The organism is Shimia haliotis (assembly GCF_900114415.1).
Taxonomy (GTDB): domain Bacteria; phylum Pseudomonadota; class Alphaproteobacteria; order Rhodobacterales; family Rhodobacteraceae; genus Shimia; species Shimia haliotis.
On record NZ_FOSZ01000001.1, the window covers coordinates 995,593 to 1,018,668 of the forward strand.

The window sequence follows — 23,076 nt, forward strand, 5'->3', positions numbered from 1 at the left end:
CGCGACAACTAGTCGAAGATATACCCCAGCCCCCGCACCGTTCGAATGGTCTCAGGTTTCGTTGGATGCACTTCGATTTTGCGACGCAAACGGGAAATACGGAGGTCGATCGAGCGGTCATAGTGCTCCCAACCTCGATCATGGGCCTGTTCCAGCAATTGATCGCGATTAAGGACCCGCCCGCGGTTTTGGGCAAAAACGCGCAAGAGGCTGAACTCCATCGCGGTAATCATGATTTCCGTGCCATCTTCGGCAAACAGTTTCGCGCCATCGAGATCAAGTCGACAACGACCAAAGGGAACCGTTCCACCCGTTTTGGCCTTCTTGGTTGTTGAGGCATCGGACACGTCCAGCCGACGCAACGCCGCCTTAATACGAGCTTCAAGCTCGCGCAGGTCTACCGGTTTGGCCACATAATCGTCAGCGCCCATTTCCAGTCCAACGATACGGTCAACAACTTCGCCGGCCGCCGAAAGCATGATGACAGGGATCATCGAATCTGCGCGAAGCTCTCGCAAAGCCGTGAGGCCGTCGGTTCCTGGCATGTTGATGTCGAGAACAATGATGTCTGGCGGGCTCGCGGCAACTGCAGCAAACATCGCGTCCGCATGTTCGGCCTCAACCACGGAAAACCCCCGCTCCGTGAAATACTCCGCCAGCATTTCGCGCAGATGAATCTCGTCGTCGCAAACGAGAACCGTCTTTTTGTCCATCCCAGACATCACTTCCGACCTCCATGATCCGACAGGTGTTCAACCAGTTCAGCCAGTTCATCGCGCAGAATTGGTTTCTCGATATGCGGCTTTTGATACTGCGAAAAGAAACGATAGGCGTCGCTGCCAAGTGTGTCACCGGTCACAAACCCGATCCGGTCCGCGTACTGTGGAAGGGTGTCTGCGATTGCCTTGTAAAGCTGCGCGCCATTCATGTCCGGCATCTTGAAATCGCTGAGCACAAGATCGAACGCTTCATGCGCCAGGAGTTCCAGAGCGAAACGGGGATCGGTTGCGAGAACAGGTTCACAGTTCAGGTCTTCGAGCATATCGCAGAGCAATTCCCCGACGATTTCCTCGTCATCCACGACCAGAACACGACGGGCAAGAGCCTCTGCATTTGTGCTTTGCACCTCGTCGCTCATAGGCTCTGGCCCATTGGGCAGATCCAGACGCACAAAGAAACTCGTCTTTTCTCCCTCGTCCGATTGCAATTCCAGTCGCCCCCCATGGGCGTCAATAATCCTGTGGCTAAATGCCAGACCAATCCCTGTTCCTTTACCGACATCTTTTGTCGTGAAAAACGGTTCGAAAATGCGTGCTTGTATCGCCTCCGGAATTCCCGGGCCATTGTCTCTTATCTCGACAACCGACTGCTGGGCCGCGCCGTCAAAATAGGACCGGATCAACAACTCGCCCGCACTGCCCATTGGGGCGAGCGTATGTTCCGCATTCACAATCAGGTTCGAAAAAACTTGCACCAACTGGTCGGCATCACCGGAAATGTCCGGCAAAGTCTCATCCAAATCGGTGATGACGTTTGTCCCGTTGGCCCGCAACCCATAGCCAGCAACATCCAGCGCCGCTAAGGCAATATCATTCAGCGAGCACCGTTCCACTTTGGTGGGCCGTTGCCGCGCCATGGCAAGAAACGCACGTACAATTCTGGAACTGCGTTCGGCCGCTTCGGCAATGCGATCCACGCGTTTACTTAGCTTTTCGTCTTTAAGCCGCCCTTCCAGCATCTGGGCGTATCCAACAATAATGGACAAAGGGTTGTTGAGTTCATGCGCCACCCCTGCCAGCAATTCTCCCAAGGCCGAGAGCTTTTCTGATTGGTGCGCCGCCTCACGTTGCTGCTGTAACTCTTCCTGCATCGCCAGAAGATCCGAAATGTCCCGCGTCGAGGACACAATCACTTGTTCCCCTTTGTACTCTGTCACGCGCGCCGCTGTGATGCCTTGCATAACAGACCCGTCGCCGCGCAGAAATTGTACACGGTAGTCATCAAGAGAGCCCGTCGGCAACAAGGCATCCAGATAGGCCTGGCGGTCCTGCGGGGTTAAGAAAAAGCTCAGGGTGCTTTCAATGTTCCCAAACCGTTCCCGCGAGAGCGGCGGGCAATAGATGATTTTGCCGTCGTCGATCCTCGAAACGAGGAAATTTGCAGGGCAAGCCTCGACAATCTTGTGCAAAAGAAGGTCCGCCTCCCGCTGCTCCGCTTCTGCACGGCGCTGTTCGGTGACGTCCACAAACGAAAGAAGATACCGCTCCTTTTCCGTCCAATGGGTCGAGGCAAGCAACGTGCGCCCATCCCTCAGATGAATGGTTTCGCCCTTTCGAAACTCGGTTGCAAAATGATCGAGATCGACAATGTAGTTCTCTGGCGTCACACCATCCGGTACTTTGATCACTCCGCCTCGCACCAATCGGCTCCACAGGCCGGAAAGTGTCTCTCCTGTGCGCGGCGGTTCTATGGTGTCAAAAAACAGGTGTCTGAGGCGCCTATTGCCAAGCACGAACCCCGCGTCTCGATCAAAAACGGCGATACCCTCTTCCAAAGACTGAAGGGTGTCGTTCAGAGTTTGCAGACTTCGCTGCTCCGCTTCTTTGAGCGCTGTTGTGTCCGTCACCACGACAACGCGCCCGTCATCTTCGGTCACAGCCCGTTCAACAAGATAATGCCGGCCGTTTCTGAAATAGACCTCCATCGGCTCAAGGTTTTCCCGTTGATTGTGAATGGCCTGCGCAAACAACTCGCCACCACGGTCTCCGACTTCTTGCCCGGCAATGGCCTGGATTTGTGGTGCCAATGCCAAGAACCGCTCACTGTCAGACAGCGCCAGAAGCTCCGCAGGTCTATATCCGAATGGAGAGGAAAATGCCTCGTTGCAATGAAACAAATTCCCGTCTGCTTCCTCAATGGCAACGCCAACAGGCAAACGGGCAACCGCATCTGTAAAGAGCCGTTCAGCGCGCAGCTGATCCGTCACATCCTCAAGCGTTAGCAATCGGCCTTGTAGCACCGTGTCATAGACGTTTCCGACGATCTCGCGACCGTTTGCACTGGTAATTGAAAAGCCCTTCGCAGCGGTTCGGATCAAATGGCTAAGGGCGTCCCGCAACTCTTCCTGCGCCATTCCTTCCGGAGCACGAAAAGTTCCCTTTTCGATAGATCGTTCATAAACCTCTGAAATCGGGATTCCGGGCTCAACAAAGACTGCGGAGGGATCGGTCATTTCTCGAAACCTCCGGTTCGAGAAGACGAGCCGATCATCATCGTCGATCAATGCGATACCGAACTCTACATCATCGATCACTTTGTTCAGGAGTTCCCGCGCGCGGGCCTCGGTCGTGCGCTCATGGGTGATGTCCTTGACGTTGCCAACCAATCCGCCGTCGCTCAATCTCGAAAGTCTGATCTCACGCTCTGTGCCATCGGCAACACTCACTTCGATCCTTGCGGTTTCCACTGATTTCAGCGCGGCAAGAAAGGCGCCCATGCCGTTTTCTGCGCCGCGCAGAATCTTCACACGGCCGCTGGCTACTGCACACCCGATGATATCCTGCATCGGAGTCCCTGGCACCAATAGATCACTGTGGGGACCAAGCATCTGGGCGTAGCTTTTGTTGGCAAGAACCAATGCCAAGTCTCGATCAAACAGAACAAACCCTTCTTCAAGCATGTCAACGGCCTCCGAGACCGAAGAAAGAGAATTGCGTGCGTCTGTGCGTGTCGTCATCGGATATGGCTCGCCTTGCTGTTATTGCTCCAGCTTCTCCCGTGATAGGGTTCCAAAGCGCAGAGAGCTTCAAGCCAACCCGATTTTCTATTCTAGGTCACTACCTCGATTTGTATCAATTGTGTCATCGCCAGCACAAATTTCGCCCCCACGCGGGAGCCGGCAACGACGGTCCAATCGACAGCTTCGCGCAATTTTCAGGCGGGCCTGTCGCCAACGGGTTGCGCCCTATGCACCGATCCCCCGAGACGTCTTCAAATTAAGCTTAGCTTGTTCTTCAAATGGGGGGGAAGAGGTCCCGATTATTCGGACTGTTAAGCGCTTCTGTTATGGTGCGTGCGGGGAAGGTTTCATGCCACCAATTTCGGGCCCCAACCTTACCAATATGCCTCCTAGGGTGTCTTGCGCTCAACAGAAGCATGCGATCGTTCGGAATTACAGAACCTCTTCCCGTCCTTGACGACACGTCGAACCTTGAAGCCATCGTTGATGTCTTTGAGATAGAAGGCCTCCTGCATGAATGGTCGTTACAGGCCTTTGACGAGGATGTTGCCAAGGCATCTGCCGCCCCCCCCAAATCGAGACACGCACCTTTGCATGGAAGAATGTCGAGTTCATCCTGATCGGGTGAACTGCCTGCCTAAGTCGGTTCACAATGTCTCTGTCGGGCCGTATTTGGCGTTTGGCCCAGCCTGCAAAGACGACCAGAAGAAGCAACCCTCCCTGACCGGCCCCAACGTGAAATCGCCGCACCCGATCTGATCGGGCGGCTCAGTAATCATCTTTCGTGCAGATACGGCAAGACCGGATACACCGGTGCCAAATTTCCGGCTTTCAGAGAAAGCTGAAAGTGCGGCCCGAAGAATGCAACAAGACGAAGCATGAAAATGTGAAATACATATCCAATGTTCATTCGCGCGGATCAGGTATCGCATCTCGGGTTCCGTGGCTTGGGTCCACGGGCTTATAGGCGAGGCGTCGACACAAGCTCCCGCCGCCATTCAAAACTATCCGCTCTTTTTCAGAAACGATCCGCCTTGACCTGCCCCTCCCCGAAAGTCGCCTGTTCGAGACAGTATGGTTGCGGGAGCTCGCAAGCGCCGATGTCGACCAGAATTGAAGTGCCGCATTTAACCGTTTTCGGCCCATAGCCGCCATCGGCAGCTACCGGTATTAACGGCCGATTTTGACATCTCGACACCAATCGCAAGCCCTACCAATCCACGTCAAATTTCCGCACCACGGCCTGAACCTGTGCATCTGAAAGAGCTTTATGTTGCGTCCCTCGAAGCAATAGCGCCAGTTTCGCCGTCTCTTCGAGCTCCTCCATAGCATAGGCCGCCGCCCAAAGGTCCTTTCCTGCGACAACCGGGCCGTGATTTGCCAGTAGCACCGCTGAGCGTTTGCCAGCTAGGCCACGGACAGCTTCGCCCATTGCCGCATCTCCCGGCAAAAAAAATGGCAGCAGCTTCACCTTGCCCAGCCGCATAATCCCGTATGGTGTCAACGGTGGCAGAGCGTTGTCCGGATCAGTTTCCGGCAACATCGACAGCGCAACCGAATGGCTGGAATGCAAATGCACCACTGCTCCGGTGTGGGACCGCGTATCGTAAAAGGCACTGTGCAGGGGGATCTCTTTCGTTGGCTTGTCGCCCGACAGGTGGCGCAAGTCCTCACTCAGGTGCGAAATTCGCGCAGGATCCAAAAAACCCATGGACGATCCCGTAGGCGTCACCAGATAGCTCCCATCTGACAATTTGACAGAAATATTTCCAGATGCGCCGCAGGTTAGCCCACGATCAAACATCGATCTGGCGATGCGGCAAATATCTTCGCGTGCCCGCGTGGCTTCCGTCATGCCACTTCCTCCCGCGTGGTGTCTTCCATGAGGCGCAGGGCCTCACTAAAAAAGGCCTCCCCGCCAAAATTCCCCGATTTCAGCGCCAGTACCAAACGCTCATTTAGGGGTCGAACCATGGGAACCCCTGCGGCAAGCCGGGAACCAATCTCAAGAGCCGACACACCCAATCCTTTGACCACCGCACCTGAGGTCTCACCGCCTGCAACAACAATGCGCCCTATACCCTGCCTCGACAAAACAGCAGCCAGTTCTGCAAAAAAGCCCTCAATGGCCTCTGCGGCCCGCGAAGTTCCGAATTGCCTTTGCGTTTCTTTGACAACATCCGGATCCGCAGACGAAAACACCAAAGGCGGGGTCTCTTGCCCCAAAACCCAGGCAGCAACATCCTCGGCTCGCAGTCCGCCTTCAAGCAATTCACGTGCACTGACTTCGCGGCTTGGCGCGACCTGCCGATAGCGAGCAACTTGCGCGCGTGTTGCCTTCGAACATGAGCCAGAAAGAACGACACCAGCCCCTTTGTTTCCCTGCATTTTTGGACCCACTGCGGTCACTCCGAAGTTTCGAGGTAAACCTAAAGCAATCCCGGATCCGCCGCAAAGGAGTGGCATCCCATTTGCGGCCTTCCCGATCTCTAAAAGGTCGGTGTCTTGAATGGCATCCGAGACCATCAAACTGGTGCCTGCAGGCATGGCCGCCACTATGGCTTCAGCGCCTTTCGCAACCGTCTGAGCTGGAATATGACCAACCGGCAGATTGGTTTGGGTAGCCAGCACCCGCCTGATGTCAGGATCGGTCATAGGTGTCAGTGGATGATCCTGCATTCCGCTCTCGCTTAGCAGTCGGTCATTCACAAAAAGATGGCCCTGATAAACCGAACGACCGTTCTCGGGAAATGCAGGGCAGACAACCACCGGCCCGACCCCAAGTCGGCCTGCAAGCGCCTCCAGAACGGGTCCGATATTGCCATCTGCGGTGCTGTCAAAGGTGGAGCAAACCTTTAGAACAATCTGTTCGGCGCCTTGTGCTTTTAACCAGTCACACGCAGCCAAACTATCCGCCACGGCTTCCGCAACGGGCGCAGTGCGCGACTTCAATGCCACGACACCGGCGTCGCCCCCTAAAACCGCGTCGCGATCTGGAATGCCAATGTATTGCGTGACGGACATCCCGGCTTCAGCGATAGTAAGCGCGATATCGGACGCACCGGTAAAATCATCTGCGATGATACCTAATTTCATTTGCCAAACTCCGAAGAAATCGTCGCCAATGCGTTTGTCTTTGGGCCAACATCAAGCCGGCGAATGTGGGGTGCCAAATCCTGCGGAAAAATCGTGCATACCAATGGATCGTGCCCTGGAATGATCAACTCTGGCCGCGATGCGAGGCTCGTCAGGCGTTCAAACCCCTGCATCATATCCTGAAGGTCAACGACAATCGGAAAAGGCTTACGTGATAGAACGTTCTCGTAGTAGTGCGCGGCATCAGACGCCAAGACCATCCAGCCCGCCTCCGTTTTCACGCGCACGCACTGCAACCCACGCGAATGACCTCCGATGCAATGCAGGCTCAACCCATCTGCCAGTTGGCTGTCGCCTTTATGAAAGGTCAGTTTGCCGCCGTAAAGTCGCATTACCGCTTCACAGACATGTCCTGCAGTGAACGGATCACGCAAGACGTCGTGACACATGCAAGGGCCTGTTGCGAAAGCCATTTCGGCTTCTTGCATATGCAAATGCGCGTTTGGAAACAACGCCAGACCACCTGCGTGGTCATAGTGAAGATGCGTTACGATGACTTCGGTGATTTGTTCAGGTGTTAGGCCAAATGGCGCCAGAGCTTCACCGGGATCAAGCCGGATGGGGCGTCCACGTCGCTTGGCCTCCGCGTGGTCATAGCCGGTATCCACAAGGATCACACGATCCCCGTCGCGCAAGAGCCACATGAAGTAATCCATGGCATGCGGCGCATCATGGTTGTCATCGAACAGAAAACTATCTGCCCGCGTACGCGCATTCCGGTCGGCATATTTTATAGCATGAACCTGCCAAGTTCCGGACTGCACGCCTACCTTTGCATCTGTCGTCATCGGATTACCTCGTCAAACATCGCCACCTGTTTGGAGGCGACCATATGCGCAACTTTGGCGTCAAAGGTTCTGAAATGCGATGATGTAAGATGCAGATCAAACGCGGCACGATCATCGTAAACCTCGTAGAGAAATACCTCGTCGCCTCGCACACATACGTCAAACATTTGGCATCCCGCCTCTTCGTCCCGCGAGGTTCTCGCGTTTGAAACCATCAAAGGTAGAAACTCCTGCATCTGCCCCGGATGGATTTTGAATGTCACACAAACCGCGTACATTAGGCTTCCTTTCTGCCACGCCGCTGAAAGGGGCGACGGATCATTGGTATTTGCGCAGCAATCAGCGCGACGTTAAACGCCAGCAACACGGCCGCGCCAGGACGGGACACAAACACACCAAGGCTGCCATCCGACAGGAACAGCGCCCTGCGGAACGTCTCATCGAACAGCCCGCCAAGAATAACGCCAATCACCAATGGGGCGATGGGGTATTTCATCAGGTTCATGAAATAGGCCACGATCCCAACGCCCAACATCAGGTAAAGATCATTGATCCCACCACCGACAGAAAAGGACCCGATCGCGGTCAGCACCATGACAACGGGTAGAAAGACCGTCTGTGGAATGCGTAAGATCTTGATAAATATCCGTGCTGTAAACAGGCCTAAAATCCACATTGTGAAAGACGCTAGCACCATAATGGCCACCACCCGAAGGATGATTTCCGGATCAATCGTAGGGCCCGGGATCACATTGTTGATTTTGAAGGCCCCCATCAGGGCCGCCGCCGGCGGTGAACCGGGAATGCCCAATACCAACAGCGGGATCAGCGCCCCACCAATACAGGCATTGTTCGCGGTTTCAGATGACAGCAAGCCTTCAAGAGAACCTTTGCCAAAGTTCTTGCCATCTTTGGAAACGGTTTTACCCACCCCGTAAGACACCCAGCCAGCAACATCTTCGCCCACGCCGGGCAATGCCCCTACTCCGGTACCGATGACACCAGATCGGGTGATGGTCGGCAAATGTCGTCTTATCGCGGCAAAGTTCGGGAGAATACGGCCTTGCAAAGCGACCATTCTTCCAACTTCCACATGCCGCATGCCTTCGATGATCTGCGGCACGGCGAAGGCCCCCATCAGCACCGGCACAACCTGAAACCCAGACAGCATATAGGACCAGCCAAAGGTGTATCGCGGCTCCGACAACAAGGGGTCCATGCCCACCATCGCCATCGCCAGCCCGATCAATCCGGCAATCCAACCTTTGATTACCAGATCTTCACTCATGAGTGTCCCCGACAACAGAATACCAAAAAGCGCTAGAAGTGCCTTTTCCGGGCTGGCGATGTTCTTGGAGATCAACAAAAGCACCCAGACAAAAATCAGTAGCGCCACGGTGCCGATCAATGTCCCGATGAATGACGCCGTGGTTGTGAGCCCAAGAGCTTCTCCACCGCGCCCTGCCTTGGCAAGTGGATGGCCGTCCATAGCCGTTGCCGCAGAGGCCGCCGTACCGGGAATATTCAACAGGATAGAGGGGTATGATCCGCCGTAAATCGCGCCGACATAGGCACCAAGAAGAGCAATCATCGAATAATCCAGCGGGATTTTATTGCCAAAAAAGCCAGTAAGGATTGTGACTGCCAATGTGGCGGTCAAGCCGGGCAGCGCACCAAAGGTGATGCCGAGGAAGACCGACGTGACCAGATACACATAGGTCAACGGGTCAACAACAAGCGCCGCAAAGGCACTGCCAAAACCAGCCAATTGTGAGAGTACAAAGTCCATTATTTTCCGCTCCAGAACGGCTTGAGCGTGACGTAGTATTGATATTCAATTTGTTTGAAGATCAGTCCGCCGCGATTGGGCACGTTTTGACGAAACCCAAAGGCCATGGCGCACACGAGAATGGTGGGAGCCAGCACGCTGATCACTGGAATGACGCGGGCCAGGCGGTTGCCTCTTTCGCTCCACAGAACCCAAGTGGTCAGCACGATCCAAAGCGCAAACACCAGCCAGTCGTCATCATGCTGCGCCCATGCCGCCCGCGGCAAATGCAAGGCCATGGCGTAAATACCTGCAAAGCCAACAACGGCTGCTGCCAGAACCATCCGCGCCACATGCCCGCTATGATACCCGTAAATCAACGCTGTGATCAGCAGTCCGGAACACAGAATGAAATCTACCCTAGGCACCAATCCTGCAATGTAGAAAAACAGGATCACAGCCAGAGTTGTGAACCGGAGCGCCTCCACCCTGTCCCAACCGATACCGACGGAACTCATTGCCCGCTTCGCGCCACCCTCGCGGATCGCGACCCGAAGCAAGACCAGAGAGAGAACAAACATCGCGGAGAAAATACCCCAGGGAACCAAGGCCGCCGAGTTATACCAGTCGCCGCCTTTCACTCCGGCCCGATTTTCACCCCACAGAGGAATAAAAGACGTCCGCCAGAGGAAAAACGCTGACAGGCCCAATAAGACGAGAGCACCCCAAAAATCCCGCGTTCGCAAAATCAGCTGCGTCTTACGGTCAGGTGTCTCAGATTGAAGTAGATGATCGTTGGTCGTCACGGATCTGTCCCCAGCCACTTGATCTAAGAAAAAAGAGGCGCAGATCCCGCGCCTCCCGTTCGTTCAATCAAGGTTTCTCAATACCAAGGCTCGCCGGATCAACCGTCGCCGCCCCAAGTTCTTGCAGCGTATAGGCAAAGTTTGCCTCAAGCGTTTCAAATATCTGCGCCGCTTCGTCACCATATTGGCCGCCGACATCGTAGTTGTTGGCCGCAGCCCATTCGGCAACTTTGTCGCCCGCAATCGCTTTCTCAAAAGCTGAGCCCAGGGCCGCTTTCACATCGTCACCGGCAGAATTATGCACCGCAAACCCAATGGCTTGTTTCAGCGGAAGATACTTGTCGAGTCCATCGTAGACATCGAAAGCCGAAGGGACTGTCATGCCCGCAATGTCTGCTGTTTCTGGCGTGAGCATGGCCAGTGGCTTAAGTTGCCCGCCTTCAATCAAGGCTGCCTGCTCAGCAAGCGATGTCACAACCAGCGCAACTTCACCGGCAATCGCGGCTTCCTGACCAGGTGCGGAGCCTTTGTAAGGAACAAACTTAAAGGTCGCCCCAGCCCCGTTTTCAATCGCGAGCAGGTTCAAATGGTGGATCGATCCTGCCCCGGATGCTGCGGCAGGAATTGTACCCGGCGCGGCCTTTGCCGCGTCTACCAGTTCCTCGAGTGTTCCGTAAGGAGAGTTTGCCGGAACCGAAATCAGATCGGGCGATCCACCAACAATAAAGGGATACCAGTAATCGAACTTCTTATCCCAGCCTCCCTGGACCGCTGCGGTGACGTTGGACTCAGAAAGGCCAACCAAGGTGTACCCATCGTCAGGTTGGTTCATCACATAGACCATCCCGTTTGAACCCGCGACGCCACCGGTTTGGTTGATCACATTGATAGACACCGGAAGGTGCTTTTCCATTTCAGCCATGATCATCCGGTTGATTGTGTCAGTGCCACCGCCGGCACCCCAGACAACTGCCGTGGTGATATCGCGGTAAGGATAATCCTGCGCGGCTGCGGATGTGGCCAGGCCAGCGGCCAGCGCCGCAGCCCCTAAAATACTTGCAAACTTGAGTTCCATTCTTGTCCTCCCAGACTCAATGCGTTTTGTGTTGCATGAATTTACGTATGCATTAATAAATGCGATGTCAATTTTTTAAATAGATCGCGGTAGGAAAACCTGCCACAAGGTCAAAGGAAGGAACACATATCGATGCCCAACTCGTATGAAATTGCAGTATTTGCTGGAGACGGGATTGGCCCGGAAATCACTGATCCAACGGTGAAAATTCTGAACGATCTTTCAGCCAAATCCTCTGGCTACTCTCTGAACTTCACCGCCGCACCTGCCGGAGCAGCGCATTACGCGGAAACTGGCGAATCTCTTCCTGCAGCATCCATGGAGACCGCTCGAAATGCGGATGCGATTCTCCTGTCCGCCATGGGGCTCCCAGATGTCCGCTACGCTGACGGCACCGAAATCTCCCCTCAGATCGACCTGCGCAAAGCGCTGACGCTCTTTGCCGGGGTGCGCCCTGTGACCGTCCGTCCTGGACAAGCAACGCCTCTCAAGATCCCCGCAGGCAAGGAAATTGACTTTGTTCTGGTCCGAGAAAGCACTGAGGGCCTGTTTTATTCTCAAGGCACCGGCGAAGTCAGTGCTGACGAGGCGCGAGAAACCCTTCGCATCACACGCGACATCTCCGAAAAGCTGTTCCGATTCACATTTGACCTGGCACGCCAACGCAGGAGGCAGGGCCGCGGACCTGGTCGCGTAACCTGCGTGGACAAGGCAAATGTATTTCGCGCATTTGCCTTCTTCCGTGAATTGTTTGATGCCGAGGCTGCGAAACACCCGACCCTTACCGCAGACCACGCCTATGTCGACGCAACCGCCTTGTGGATGGTGCAAAAGCCATGGGATTTTGACGTTATGGTCACGGAAAACATGTTTGGCGACATCTTGTCTGACCTTGGCGCAGGCTTGATGGGTGGGCTAGGTTTGGCCCCTTCCGCCGACATCGGCCTTGAACACGCGGTTTTCCAGCCATGCCATGGATCCGCACCCGACATTGCTGGGCAAGGCGTGGCCAACCCGTTCGCGATGCTGTTGTCCGCCGCCATGATGCTGGATTGGCTAGGCGTGAAACACGACAATGAAGATCTTCGCCGCGACGGATCCCGCCTGCGCGAAGCGGTTGAAGCGGTGGTCGCAAAGGGGACAGTCCTAACACAGGACCTCGGTGGCCACGCCAGTACAAACGAAGCCGCAGAAGCTGTCTCCGCCGTTCTGGTGCTGGAGGCTGCATGACCGCGCCAATCAAAGTTGCCTGTGTCGGCGCGGGCTATTTCAGCCAGTTTCACTACGCAAGTTGGACCTCAATACCTGAGGTTAATCTGGTGGCCTCCTGCAATCGCGACATTGCAAAAGCGCAGGCAACAGGCCTGCCCGCCTACGACAACCTGTCCCTGATGTTGGCGGAGGTTACCCCGGATGTGCTCGACATCATCCTGCCGCCAATCGCACATGCCAAAACCATTCGCGTCGCATTGGACGCGGGCGTCAAAACCTTGATTTGCCAAAAGCCCTTTTGCCAGTCTCTTGCAGAGGCAAAAGACGTGATCGCACTAGCCGAGGCGGCCGGCGCGACCATCATTGTGCACGAGAACTTTCGCTTTCAACCATGGTATCGTGCCCTCAAGGCAGCGCTGGATAAAGGCGTCGTGGGCACGCCTCAGCAGCTTACATTTCGACTCCGTCCGGGCGACGGCCAAGGTCCTGATGCTTATCTTGCCCGCCAACCCTATTTTCGCGACATGCCTCGGTTTCTGGTGCATGAAACGGCAGTGCATTGGGTCGACACGTTTCGCTATCTGCTGGGCGATCCAGAAGCGGTCTATGCAGACCTGCGTCGCGTGAACCCCTCAATCAAGGGAGAGGACGCCGGCTACATCCTGTTTGATCACCCAAATGGCGTAAGGGCCCTATTCGATGGCAACAGAAACCTCGACCACAGTGCAGACAACCACCGACGCACCATGGGAGAGGCCTTGCTGGAGGGCACCGAAGGCACAATCACCCTGCATGGCGACGGATCACTCTGGCTCCGAAAATTTGGCTCGGAGCAGAAAGTCTGTGTACAACCAGCGGATACATGGGACGGATTTGGCGGAAACTGCGTACATCACTTGCAGTCCCATGTCATTTCTGGCCTTCTTTCACAAACGCCTATTGAAAACGTTGCGGCCAGCTATTTGCGCGTTATCGAAATCGAAGAGGCAATCTACACGTCGGCTTCTACCGGCCAGAAATTGAAGTTAGGACCACCGTGAGCCCGAAGGTCGATACCCATCCAACAAAACCGCTTTCCAACTCTCAGCGCGCGTTTCTGTCCCTTCGTGACATGATTTTTGCGGGCGAACTAGCCCCAGGCTCCGATCATCTGGAAAGTGAACTTGCAAAGCAGTTGGGCGTGTCCCGCACACCGATACGCGAGGCCGCTCTTATGTTGGAAAGCCAGGGCTTGTTGGAGCTTCGTCCCCGCAAAGGCGTGCGTATTCTGCCGGTGTCTCCGGACGACATGGCCGAAATATATGATGTTTTGACCGAGCTGGAATGCCTGGCCGCGCGCAATGCGGCGGACAAAGGCTTTTCAGAGCCAGACCTTCACCTCCTCGCCAAAGCCATTGAAGACATGGAAGTGGCTGTGGACCAAAACAATCTGGAGGAATGGGCGGAGGCAGATGACCGCTTTCACCACACACTGGTTTCCCTTGGTGGCAATTCCCGGGCCTCGGCAATGTTTGATATGATGAACGATCAGGTCCGCCGTGCCCGCACAGTAACCCTGTTCATACGCCCCCTGCCGATAAAGTCCAACGAAGACCACCGCCAAGTCTACGAAGCGATCAAATTAGGAGACGCCAGTACTGCAGATGCCGTGCATCGCGCCCACCGGCAAAATGCCAAAAACATGATGCTGGACCTGCTTCAAAAACACCGCTTACGCGGAGTTTGAGCCTACGTTGCCTATTTGGGATATTCGCCGAGCCAAAATGGGTGATTTGCAGGAGCCAGAACTCATTTGACTGAAATGCTCCCCGCAAGCGCTCGGTTTAAACGTGAAGAGCTCCAAATCTCCAATCCCAGACCTTCGGCTCCGCTGTAAACTCAAAGTGCATTGCCGCTTTTGGAAGAAGCTGGGCATCGTTCATTTACAGAACCGACATTGATGTGAAACGTAACGACAGCTGTCCGCCCATTGTGTCGAGCGTCGCAATCGGCCCGAAGCGGTCATTGGGGACAATTGAGGTGGAAGACCCATTTGCAACACAAGTTGCCTTTCGGGTAGCGCGGGCCTTCTAACACTGACAGCCAGCAGCGCGATTGATCAGCAACGTTTGCAGGACAATAGATTTGTGCAAGAGTAAAGCGTTGGGGGTATAAATTTCGCCTGCCAGTGAAAGCTCAATACTCCGTTGGCCGAACCGGTTTTTCTGGAAGTGGTCTGCGGATCTCAATTATGGGAGTGCACGCTATTGAGACGTATACTACTGAAGGTGCTTGGCTGGATTGTCTTTGCAGTTCTTACCGTTTGTGTTCTTGTCTGGCTGGTGCTTGCCACCCCCCTTTTTAGCGACTTTCGCAAAACCTTCGTCGCGGATCTTTTGACCGACCAACTTGGTCAACCGTTTCTCATTGAGGGTGATGCGCGCGTTGTTTTGGCAGGAACGACATTGGTGCATGTGAGCGGTGCGCGTATTCCGAGCGAAAACATTCCCTCGCTGAATCTGGCTGAGCTGGACCTGCTGGAATGGGAACTGAATCTCCCAGCCCTGTTGGACGGGCGCATCGACATTGACAATTTGGCGATCGATGGCTTGCAGACAAACTTGATTACGCAGGCAGACGGCACCACAAGCTGGACCAAAAACAACAACCAACAGGCCGGACAGAAGAACGAAGAAGCCGACCAAGACCCCCCTGAAAAGGAGGACGTCAATCAAGACGCTTCCACGGCGGATCAAGCGAAACCAACGATCATTTCTTTTTTGAGCGGTCGAACCGTGTCGTTCAGCAACATCGGCCTTGTTTCGAAAGACGAAGCAAGCGGTTTTGAGTTCGACTTCCAGCTCGAAAAAATTCTGCTGGAACAACTTGAAGGCGGGAATTTGGTCTCTGTTACCGGCGAAGGCTCTGTCAACGGCGAGCGTTTTACGTGGGACGGGAAATTCCCCGACGGCGCAGCTTTCACCAACTTGGTGGAGTTTGGCGACATATCCTTGAGCTACAATGGGGCGCGTGTGCCGAACTCATCCGATAGTTATACAGCAAAATTGGCGCTCGATACCGGCCAGATTGGCGATGTTTTTGAAGCGCTGGGACTGGTGCGCAGCCTTGAGGGCGTCGGAACTGTGTCAATGGATGTGACCAGCGCGCCGGATCGCCTCGCGCTGCATAATTTGCAAACCTCACTAACCCTCGACAAAGGGCAGGCCATTTCGATCACCGGCAACATTGACAATGTGCTTTCAAACGCCGGATTTGACCTTCTCATTGACGCGCGATTGCATCCCGAAGGCCAACCGCCTGCCGCGGCCGACAGTCTCAAGAACCTGAAGCTCAGGGAAATCAAAGCGCATATTGTGAATGTCGATGACAAGCTGAAGTTCGAAGAACTTCTTGTTTTGACCAATGCGTTTGATCAAGGGTTGGATCGCGTTGGACCGATCTCAATCGGTCACATCTACCGCTCAGAGGCCAAGACGCTTGGTCTGCGGGATATCGCACTTCAGGCTGGCCCAGAGGCAAACCCCTATCTGGTGGCCAAAGGCGACATTGGTGATGTGTTGAACTTGGGCCTTGTTGATCTCAATGGTCGACTTCATGGGGAAGCCGATTTGCTACTGAAGAATCTGCCGACCGAAGAGGTGGCCAAGTTCGGCGGGGTAGAAGCAGACTTTAGCATTTCGGATCACGACGGCGCATTGAGCCTGCGGAAATTGAATGCCCGTACTGTGAACACCGAATTATGGACGCTTCAGGCGAATTTGGTTATCGCAAGTATCGAGGAGCTTGCCGGACTGAAGCTCGGTTTTGATTTTGGCGTTTCAGACACCGCACCCTTTCTTGCCGCATTGGGCCTCGATCCAGTCGACGTGGAAAGCCTGAGCACCAGCTTATCCCTGGAAGGCGCCGCCAAGGAGGCAAAGATCGGTGTTGGTTTCCTCGCCGATGAAACCGATCTCAGCACGCAAGTTTCCTTTGATCTCAGTCAAGACATCAATGTGGTGCGTGGAAAAATTGAGAGCCAGCGCATGCGACTATCTGATCTACGAGAAGGCGCAAAAATCTTTGTTCAGCTGTCGGAACGCAGCAAAGCGCAAAAGATGGCCGCAGAAGATCAGGAAATCGACGATGGCCCGCCTATCCAGCCTTTGGTGTTAGAAAAGAACGACGGCATTTTTGACCTGAAGCGTATTCTGACTGAAACCGACTTGGAAATCGATTTGGTCATTGCTGAGTTTGTTGGTGATGCAGGTACATCTTCAATGAATAGCAGGTTCATTGCCAAGAAAGGGCAAATTCAAGCCGGACCACTTGAGCTGTATCTTGGGCCAGGTTTCTTTAAAGTGACCGCCTCAATGGACGCAGTCAATGATCCCGAGCGCGTGCGCGTCGAGGGCACAACGAGCGGCTGGGATTTTGGTGAAATCCTCAAAGCAGTGGGCGTTGATATTCAGGCGCATGGTTTATTGTCCGCCAATGTGGATGTCACAGGTAACATCAGTTCCGGTAAAGCCTTTGCCAATTCAATGGCCGGATGGGCGACGCTAAACATGCGCAATGGCGCGATTGCCACCAGCCTATTGGAACTGGCCGGATTGGGTATTTTCCCGTGGTTGGTATCCAAGGAGTTTTCCGAAGGTGAAACACAGATTGTCTGCGTCAAAGCCCCGATTTCCATAAACGCAGGGAAGGTGTCTTTTGACTCGGTTGTTGCGGAAACGGCGAGCGTGCAACTTGTGGTTAAAGGCGCCGTGGACTGGGTCCGCGATTCAATTGCAATCCGCGCAGAACCTCGCCGGGTAGGCGTGCCACTTGCCAGAAGTGCATGGCCGTTTGACGTAGAAGGCAAATTGTCTGACCCCAAATTTAAGTTGGACATTGGAGGCTCGCGCAGCCGGCGTAATGACGGCGCGGATGAGATGCCCGCAAACCGTGAGCCATGCACACCCGATTTTGAGCAGCTCCAATGAGCTTGAATCGTCAGGAGTAAGACATGAAAATTTTGCCATTAGTCTTTGTTCTCAGCTTACCAGTCGCCGCGATAGCTCAGTCTCACTCCCAGTTTGGGACGTCCGGAGAATGGGCGATCAAGATCAATCCTATCAATGGCAATGGCTGCTATATGGAAAAGCAGTTCGACAGCGGCAGCCTGGTGCAAATTGGGGCGGTCCCAGACAAAGATGGCGCGTTTTTTGCGATCTACAATGCGGCTTTTGAAGGCGTGGTGGATGGCGAAGTGGGCAGCGTTTTGTTGGACTTCGGTGACAGCCGGTTTCAAGGCGAAGTGGTTGGCGCCTTTTTTGATGGTCTGCCGGGCGGATACGCCTTTTTTGACAATCCCGAATTTGCCTCTGAATTCGGCAAGCGTACGTCCGTGCGCGTGCAGGGAAAATCGGAAGAGTTTGAAGAGATAGATCTCAGCGGCAGCATGAAAGGGCTTCAAGTGATCCAGACGTGTCAAGAAGAGCAGGAAGCCAATTAAAACATCCCACCTTTAACCTGCAATATATCCGGCAGCCTTCAAGTAGTTCCTGCACTCTTTCGGCGAGAAAAGGTCGCAGATTTCTGAAAGTGCTGGGAACAAATCTGTAAAGGTTCGCAAGCCGATGATGCGCAGATGCGCTTTGATTTTGGAGAATACCATCTCGATCGGGGTCAGGCCGGGGTTTTAGGGCGGCAAGAACAGGAACGAGCATGCGGCTGCGCATGAACACCGATCTCATCCGACGGCACACCAACCAGTTCTGACAAGGTCATGTCAGCGTCTTGATCGATCAGTTTGATCCTCCGTTCGCTAACTATACGGGCGGACCACTTCAGTGGGGGAGGATCACGCGAAGGTAGAACAACTATCTCTCTTAGCAAATCACGCTATTGAATTAGAGTGGATCACCTCCAATCCAGCTTCAGGCGTAGAAAAGCTAAAAGGTGGAGAATATGAACCATGGCCCGAGGACAAATTAGCAGCCTTTGAGGCCCATTGTACGCAAAACGAACTGTCGACAGCGCTGACTGCTTACCACCTATGCATTGGCACCGGCCAACGGATTGGAGACGTGGTCAAAATGGAATGGGAACATTTTGACGGCGAATACGTGGAAGTTTTGCAAGAAAAGACAGGCACCCGTGTCTGGATCTATTGCCCTTCCCGTCTTCGCTCGTTTCTGAACAACCTACCTCGCAGCGGCAGATATGTCATCGCCAAGAATCTAACACAGCCAGTGTCCAAGCGCAGGGTGCAGTTTTTGGTGCAAGAGGTCCGAAAGGCGATAAAGGCTCAGAAATATGTGATCCATGGATGGCGCTACAACGCGGCGCGTGAACTTGCAGAAGCTGGTTGTAGCGACGTCGAAATTCAATCTGTCACCGGTCACAAAACATTGGCAATGGTACAGAAATATCGCGCGCAAGCCAATCAGAAGCGACTCAGCAAGTCTGCGCAATCCCGAAGAACAGAACAAAAGCAAAACATGAAAATGTGAAAATAAGTGTGAAACTATACTTTCAGCAGGCTCGCAACCGCCAACGCAAACTACAGTTTATCCTTTAAAATCAATGTGGTGCGGGTGAAGGGACTCGAACCCCCACGCCTCGCGGCGCCAGAACCTAAATCTGGTGCGTCTACCAATTCCGCCACACCCGCACGATTGAGCGCGTCTTAGCAAAGCTTTTTCGGGGATGCGAGAGGAAATCCGCACCGCATGCCACTTCCCGTGGTTTTCCCGCTTATCCCTCAGGCGCCAATGCCCGCAAAACCTGCGGCAACATTTCCGGCAAATCCTCGGCAATCAGCCCCGGCCCAAAGGCCCGCGCGGATTCCACATGCAGCCAAGCCCCAGTCTCCGCAGCTGCCATCGGCGCAAAACCCCGCGCCAACAGCCCTGTTATGAACCCTGCAAGCACATCGCCTGACCCCGCCGTCGCCAACCACGGCGCCGCGCGCTCATAGACGGCCGCATTCACCGAACACCGCCCATCGGGTGCCGCAATCACCGTATCCGCCCCTTTATAAAGCACAATACAGCCCGCCCGCGCCGCCGCCTCCCGCGTTGCGTCCACCTTGGAATAGGCCGGCCCTTTCGTGGGCACCGCCGCAAGCTTCGCTCCAACATCAGGAAACAGCTTGGCAAACTCGCCGCCATGCGGCGTCAGCACACAATTCTCATGCAGCATCTGAAACAAGGCTTCGGGATCATCCGCAAAGGCCGACAACGCATCCGCATCCAACACCGTCGCCCGCTTCGCGGCCAAGGCAACGGGCGCCAAATCCCGCGCCCGCTCAAGCCCCATTCCTGGTCCCAGGCACAGCGCATTCAACCGATTATCGCCCAATATCACGTCGAGCGCCGTGGCGTCCCCAACCCGCGTCAACATCAACGCCGTAATCTGACAGGCCACCTCTTGCTGCGCCGAGGGCGGCACCCCCAGCGTCACCAGCCCTGCACCAACCCGCAAAGCCCCCCGCGCTGCCAGCCGCGCCGCGCCGGTTTTGCCGGATCCGCCGGTGAGGATGAGAGCGTGACCGTGGGAATACTTGTGGCCCACATGTTTCCCCAGAGAGCGTGTTGGCCCATCAAGCAGCCAAACCCGTTCGTCCACAGGAACTGCAAGACTGCTCTTTCCCGCTTTGGTTAGCGGCTTGGCTTCAAGTCCAATGTCCTTGACGATAATTTTCCCACAAACATCCGCTGCGAAATCGAGCCAGTGCCCAACTTTTGACCTATGAAACGTCACCGTCAGGTCAGCATCAAACCCGGTCCATTCCACGTGATCAAAGTCAAGCTGAACGCCAGTGTCGGAATTCGTTCCAGTCGGATTATCAATCGCGACTCGTTTGTGTTTGCGCTCTTTGCCACTCATTGACGCAGAAAGAACAGTCAGCGTGTTGCCTAGCACTCCGTCGAGCGCCCTACTTGCACCCGTTCCCAGAAGAGCATCCACAACAAGGTCAAAATCGCCTTTGAGCACGTGCATGTGTAGTTTGCTCGTGTATTCCGCAACCGCCCCAATCTGCAACCACCGCTCATAATTCACCTTCGCATCCGGCGGCAGCTTCTCGGCATCCCCATACAGAAACACCTCCACTTCCCAGCCGCGCCCCTGCAACAGCCGCGCCACCACAAACCCGTCGCCGCCATTGTTCCCCGGCCCACACAGAACCACCGCCCTCTTCCTGTTGCCGGAAATACCTCGGGGGTCTGGGGGCTGGCCCCCAGCTACATCCCCCGCCTCATCCAGCTCCGGCCATTCCTCAAAAATCGCCTCAACGACGCCCTGCCCAGCCCGCTCCATCAGCTCCAAACCGGTGACGTCTCCCGACTCAATCGCCGCCTGCTCAATGGCGCGCATTTGCGCAGCTGTCAGAAGGTCGCTCATTTCCCGTGCATCCCGCGATTCAATTCAGCGCAATTTCACGCCACATTGCCTAAAATTTAGGCACAGCCCCAAAATCCACCCTCCGGAGCGGCCCTGCGTCACCCTATCCAATTGTGAGCCGCAAATGAAAGTGGTCTGTCCAACCCAAGCACTCACCTGAGGAGGGGTCTCCATATGAAAAAGATCGAAGCCATCATCAAGCCGTTCAAGCTCGATGAAGTGAAAGAAGCACTTCAAGATTTCGGTATCCAAGGTCTGAGCGTTGTCGAAGTCAAAGGCTTCGGTCGTCAGAAGGGACACACCGAACTCTACCGCGGCGCCGAATATGTCGTGGATTTCCTGCCCAAAGTGAAAATCGAAGTTGTGCTTGAGGCCGATCAGGTCGACGGCGCGATCGAAGCCATCGTGGGCGCGGCAAAAACCGACAAAATCGGCGACGGCAAAATTTTTGTCTCTCCGGTTGAGCAAGCCATTCGCATCCGCACCGGTGAATCCGGCGCCGACGCGCTGTAATCCACTATTAATTCAACCAGTTTCCAACACTATCAGAAGGAAAGAAGAGAATGAGCGCAGACGCAGTTCTCCAGATGATCAAAGACGAAGACGCGGCATACGTGGACATCCGTTTCACCGACACCCGTGGCCGCCTTCAGCACGTCACCGTAGATGTTGATCTCGTCGACGAAGACTTCCTCGAAGAAGGCTTCATGTTTGACGGCTCCTCCATCGCGGGCTGGAAGTCGATCGAAAACTCCGACATGAAACTGATCCCCGACACCACGTCGGCCTATGTTGATCCGTTCTATGCCGAAAAAACCATCTGCATCCACTGCTCCATCGTTGAGCCCGACACCGGCGAAGCCTACGAGCGTGACCCGCGCGGCACAGCCGAAAAAGCCGAAGCTTACCTCAAAGCATCCGGCATCGGTGATGTGGCCTACATGGGCCCCGAAGCAGAATTCTTCCTGTTTGACGACGTGCGTTTCGAGAACAAAATCAACAAAGTTTCTTACGAAGTTGATGCCATCGACGGCTCCTGGAACTCCGACACCGAATACGAAATGGGCAACATGGGCCATCGTCCGGGCGTCAAGGGCGGCTATTTCCCTGTGAACCCGACCGACGATGCGCACGACCTGCGTTCCGAGATGCTCTCCACCATGAAGCGTCTGGGCATGAAAGTGGACAAGCACCACCACGAGGTTGCCTCCTGTCAGCACGAGCTGGGCCTGATCTTTGACAGTCTGACCAAACAGGCCGACGAGCTGCAGAAGTATAAGTACGTGATCCACAACGTGGCAGCGTCCTACGGCAAATCCGCAACCTTCATGCCCAAGCCGATCTATGGCGACAACGGCACCGGCATGCACGTGAACATGTCGATCTGGAAAGACGGCAAGCCGCTCTTTGCTGGCGACAAATATGCTGACCTGTCGAGCGAAGCTCTGTACTTCATCGGCGGCATCCTGAAGCACGCGAAAACGCTGAACGCCTTCACCAACCCGTCGACCAACTCCTACAAGCGTCTGATCCCGGGCTTCGAAGCACCTGTTCTGCGCGCCTACTCCGCACGCAACCGCTCCGGCTGTGTTCGTATTCCGTGGACCGAAAGCCCCAAAGCCAAGCGCGTTGAGGCCCGTTTCCCCGATCCGGCGGCGAACCCCTACCTGTGCTTCGCAGCGCTCCTGATGGCCGGCCTTGACGGCATCAAGAACAAGATCGATCCGGGCGAAGCCATGGACAAAAACCTCTACGATCTGCCGGCCGAAGAACTGGCTGACATCCCGACCGTATGTGGCTCCCTGCGCGAAGCTCTGGACAGCCTTGCGGCTGACCACGACTTCCTGCTGGCTGGCGACGTGTTCACCAAAGACCAGATCGAAGGCTACATCGAACTGAAGATGGAAGAGGTTGAGCACTATGAGCACACCCCGCACCCCGTCGAGTTCGGCATGTACTACAGCTGCTAATCCGCAGACTTTGGACAGTGAAAAGAAAGGGCGCCCCTCGGGGTGCCCTTTTTCTTTGGGAATTGCCCGATGCAACAGCACTGCCATCAGGTGTCACGCACGCCGCCTCCCCCCGACGGCCAGCCCCAGCAAACTTACTCCCGTAACCGCAACTGGGCACCGCCACTGATCCATCCGATGGTTTGATGC

Annotated in this window: 19 protein-coding genes and 1 tRNA gene; 9 read left to right on the forward strand and 11 right to left on the reverse strand. The window is 55.0% G+C overall.

Annotation, left to right across the window (positions count from 1 at the left end):
* Positions 1-8 precede the first annotated feature (8 nt).
* Both BM069_RS04905 and BM069_RS04910 read right to left on the reverse strand, forming a co-directional pair.
* Positions 9-722 carry a response regulator gene (locus BM069_RS04905; protein ID WP_244503527.1) on the reverse strand — a complete coding sequence of 238 codons (714 nt, stop codon included), beginning with the start codon at positions 720-722 and terminating at the stop codon, positions 9-11.
* On the reverse strand, positions 722-3,736 hold the full coding sequence (locus tag BM069_RS04910; RefSeq protein ID WP_093320943.1) for a PAS-domain containing protein: 3,015 nt from the start codon (positions 3,734-3,736) through the stop codon (positions 722-724). Before BM069_RS04910 ends, BM069_RS04905 begins: the two co-directional genes overlap by 1 nt.
* A gap of 597 nt (positions 3,737-4,333) precedes the next feature.
* Here BM069_RS04910 and BM069_RS19915 point away from each other — a divergent pair.
* Positions 4,334-4,498 (forward strand): hypothetical protein, encoded by a 165-nt coding sequence (locus tag BM069_RS19915; RefSeq protein ID WP_212611506.1) that lies wholly within the window; start codon positions 4,334-4,336, stop codon positions 4,496-4,498.
* A gap of 451 nt (positions 4,499-4,949) precedes the next feature.
* Here the strand turns inward: BM069_RS19915 and otnC are convergent, their stop codons facing one another.
* From otnC to BM069_RS04945, 7 genes are all read right to left on the reverse strand, one after another.
* Positions 4,950-5,594 carry a 3-oxo-tetronate 4-phosphate decarboxylase gene (gene otnC / locus BM069_RS04915; protein WP_093320945.1) on the reverse strand — a complete coding sequence of 215 codons (645 nt, stop codon included), beginning with the start codon at positions 5,592-5,594 and terminating at the stop codon, positions 4,950-4,952.
* Positions 5,591-6,835: a 3-oxo-tetronate kinase gene (gene otnK / locus BM069_RS04920; RefSeq protein WP_093320948.1), complete on the reverse strand. Its 1,245-nt coding sequence runs from the start codon at positions 6,833-6,835 to the stop codon at positions 5,591-5,593. The genes otnC and otnK overlap by 4 nt, the downstream gene beginning before the upstream one ends.
* Entirely contained in the window at positions 6,832-7,683 is an 852-nt protein-coding gene (locus BM069_RS04925; protein WP_093320950.1) for an N-acyl homoserine lactonase family protein, read from the reverse strand. Before BM069_RS04925 ends, otnK begins: the two co-directional genes overlap by 4 nt.
* The gene (locus tag BM069_RS04930; RefSeq protein ID WP_093320953.1) at positions 7,680-7,961 is read right to left on the reverse strand and encodes a putative quinol monooxygenase; all 282 of its coding nucleotides are present in this window, start codon (positions 7,959-7,961) and stop codon (positions 7,680-7,682) included. Before BM069_RS04930 ends, BM069_RS04925 begins: the two co-directional genes overlap by 4 nt.
* A complete protein-coding gene (locus BM069_RS04935; protein WP_093320955.1) occupies positions 7,961-9,472 on the reverse strand; it encodes a tripartite tricarboxylate transporter permease in 1,512 nt (503 codons plus the stop codon). Before BM069_RS04935 ends, BM069_RS04930 begins: the two co-directional genes overlap by 1 nt.
* Complete coding sequence (locus tag BM069_RS04940; RefSeq protein ID WP_212611507.1) at positions 9,472-10,257, reverse strand: hypothetical protein; 786 nt, start codon at positions 10,255-10,257, stop codon at positions 9,472-9,474. Before BM069_RS04940 ends, BM069_RS04935 begins: the two co-directional genes overlap by 1 nt.
* A gap of 67 nt (positions 10,258-10,324) precedes the next feature.
* A complete protein-coding gene (locus tag BM069_RS04945) occupies positions 10,325-11,332 on the reverse strand; it encodes a Bug family tripartite tricarboxylate transporter substrate binding protein (protein ID WP_093320958.1) in 1,008 nt (335 codons plus the stop codon).
* Positions 11,333-11,464: 132 nt separating this feature from the next.
* Here BM069_RS04945 and BM069_RS04950 point away from each other — a divergent pair, with 132 nt between their 5' ends.
* The 6 genes from BM069_RS04950 to BM069_RS04975 all read left to right on the forward strand — a co-directional run bounded on the left by BM069_RS04950 (position 11,465) and on the right by BM069_RS04975 (position 19,023).
* Positions 11,465-12,562 (forward strand): isocitrate/isopropylmalate dehydrogenase family protein, encoded by a 1,098-nt coding sequence (locus BM069_RS04950; RefSeq protein ID WP_093320960.1) that lies wholly within the window; start codon positions 11,465-11,467, stop codon positions 12,560-12,562.
* Positions 12,559-13,584 carry a Gfo/Idh/MocA family protein gene (locus tag BM069_RS04955; protein WP_093320963.1) on the forward strand — a complete coding sequence of 342 codons (1,026 nt, stop codon included), beginning with the start codon at positions 12,559-12,561 and terminating at the stop codon, positions 13,582-13,584. Before BM069_RS04950 ends, BM069_RS04955 begins: the two co-directional genes overlap by 4 nt.
* Positions 13,581-14,270, forward strand: coding sequence for a GntR family transcriptional regulator (locus BM069_RS04960; RefSeq protein ID WP_244503528.1), 690 nt, complete (start codon positions 13,581-13,583; stop codon positions 14,268-14,270). Before BM069_RS04955 ends, BM069_RS04960 begins: the two co-directional genes overlap by 4 nt.
* Positions 14,271-14,790: 520 nt before the next feature.
* Positions 14,791-17,511, forward strand: coding sequence for an AsmA family protein (locus tag BM069_RS04965; protein ID WP_170846676.1), 2,721 nt, complete (start codon positions 14,791-14,793; stop codon positions 17,509-17,511).
* Between the two features lie 23 nt (positions 17,512-17,534).
* Positions 17,535-18,023 carry a hypothetical protein gene (locus BM069_RS04970; RefSeq protein ID WP_139216137.1) on the forward strand — a complete coding sequence of 163 codons (489 nt, stop codon included), beginning with the start codon at positions 17,535-17,537 and terminating at the stop codon, positions 18,021-18,023.
* A 337-nt stretch (positions 18,024-18,360) separates the two neighbouring features.
* Positions 18,361-19,023, forward strand: a complete 663-nt coding sequence (locus BM069_RS04975) for a tyrosine-type recombinase/integrase (protein WP_093320972.1) — start codon at positions 18,361-18,363, stop codon at positions 19,021-19,023.
* A 76-nt stretch (positions 19,024-19,099) separates the two neighbouring features.
* Here the strand turns inward: BM069_RS04975 and BM069_RS04980 are convergent.
* Both BM069_RS04980 and BM069_RS04985 read right to left on the reverse strand, forming a co-directional pair.
* Positions 19,100-19,184, reverse strand: a tRNA-Leu gene (locus tag BM069_RS04980).
* Between the two features lie 83 nt (positions 19,185-19,267).
* On the reverse strand, positions 19,268-20,917 hold the full coding sequence (locus tag BM069_RS04985; protein ID WP_093320975.1) for an NAD(P)H-hydrate dehydratase: 1,650 nt from the start codon (positions 20,915-20,917) through the stop codon (positions 19,268-19,270).
* A 174-nt stretch (positions 20,918-21,091) separates the two neighbouring features.
* Between BM069_RS04985 and BM069_RS04990 the strand changes: the two genes are divergently transcribed.
* Both BM069_RS04990 and glnA read left to right on the forward strand, forming a co-directional pair.
* Positions 21,092-21,430 carry a P-II family nitrogen regulator gene (locus BM069_RS04990; RefSeq protein ID WP_093320979.1) on the forward strand — a complete coding sequence of 113 codons (339 nt, stop codon included), beginning with the start codon at positions 21,092-21,094 and terminating at the stop codon, positions 21,428-21,430.
* Positions 21,431-21,480: 50 nt separating this feature from the next.
* Positions 21,481-22,887: a type I glutamate--ammonia ligase gene (gene glnA, locus BM069_RS04995; protein ID WP_093320983.1), complete on the forward strand. Its 1,407-nt coding sequence runs from the start codon at positions 21,481-21,483 to the stop codon at positions 22,885-22,887.
* Positions 22,888-23,076 lie beyond the last annotated feature (189 nt).

Bases quoted from the DNA above. Each gene is read 5' to 3' on its own strand.
- BM069_RS04905 (WP_244503527.1), bottom strand. From the start codon at position 722: ATGTCTGGGATGGACAAAAAGACGGTTCTCGTTTGCGACGACGAGATT.
- BM069_RS04910 (WP_093320943.1), bottom strand. From the start codon at position 3,736: ATGACGACACGCACAGACGCACGCAATTCTCTTTCTTCGGTCTCGGAG.
- BM069_RS19915 (WP_212611506.1), top strand. From the start codon at position 4,334: ATGGAAGAATGTCGAGTTCATCCTGATCGGGTGAACTGCCTGCCTAAG.
- otnC (WP_093320945.1), bottom strand. From the start codon at position 5,594: ATGACGGAAGCCACGCGGGCACGCGAAGATATTTGCCGCATCGCCAGA.
- otnK (WP_093320948.1), bottom strand. From the start codon at position 6,835: ATGAAATTAGGTATCATCGCAGATGATTTTACCGGTGCGTCCGATATC.
- BM069_RS04925 (WP_093320950.1), bottom strand. From the start codon at position 7,683: ATGACGACAGATGCAAAGGTAGGCGTGCAGTCCGGAACTTGGCAGGTT.
- BM069_RS04930 (WP_093320953.1), bottom strand. From the start codon at position 7,961: ATGTACGCGGTTTGTGTGACATTCAAAATCCATCCGGGGCAGATGCAG.
- BM069_RS04935 (WP_093320955.1), bottom strand. From the start codon at position 9,472: ATGGACTTTGTACTCTCACAATTGGCTGGTTTTGGCAGTGCCTTTGCG.
- BM069_RS04945 (WP_093320958.1), bottom strand. From the start codon at position 11,332: ATGGAACTCAAGTTTGCAAGTATTTTAGGGGCTGCGGCGCTGGCCGCT.
- BM069_RS04950 (WP_093320960.1), top strand. From the start codon at position 11,465: ATGCCCAACTCGTATGAAATTGCAGTATTTGCTGGAGACGGGATTGGC.
- BM069_RS04955 (WP_093320963.1), top strand. From the start codon at position 12,559: ATGACCGCGCCAATCAAAGTTGCCTGTGTCGGCGCGGGCTATTTCAGC.
- BM069_RS04970 (WP_139216137.1), top strand. From the start codon at position 17,535: ATGAAAATTTTGCCATTAGTCTTTGTTCTCAGCTTACCAGTCGCCGCG.
- BM069_RS04985 (WP_093320975.1), bottom strand. From the start codon at position 20,917: ATGAGCGACCTTCTGACAGCTGCGCAAATGCGCGCCATTGAGCAGGCG.
- BM069_RS04990 (WP_093320979.1), top strand. From the start codon at position 21,092: ATGAAAAAGATCGAAGCCATCATCAAGCCGTTCAAGCTCGATGAAGTG.
- glnA (WP_093320983.1), top strand. From the start codon at position 21,481: ATGAGCGCAGACGCAGTTCTCCAGATGATCAAAGACGAAGACGCGGCA.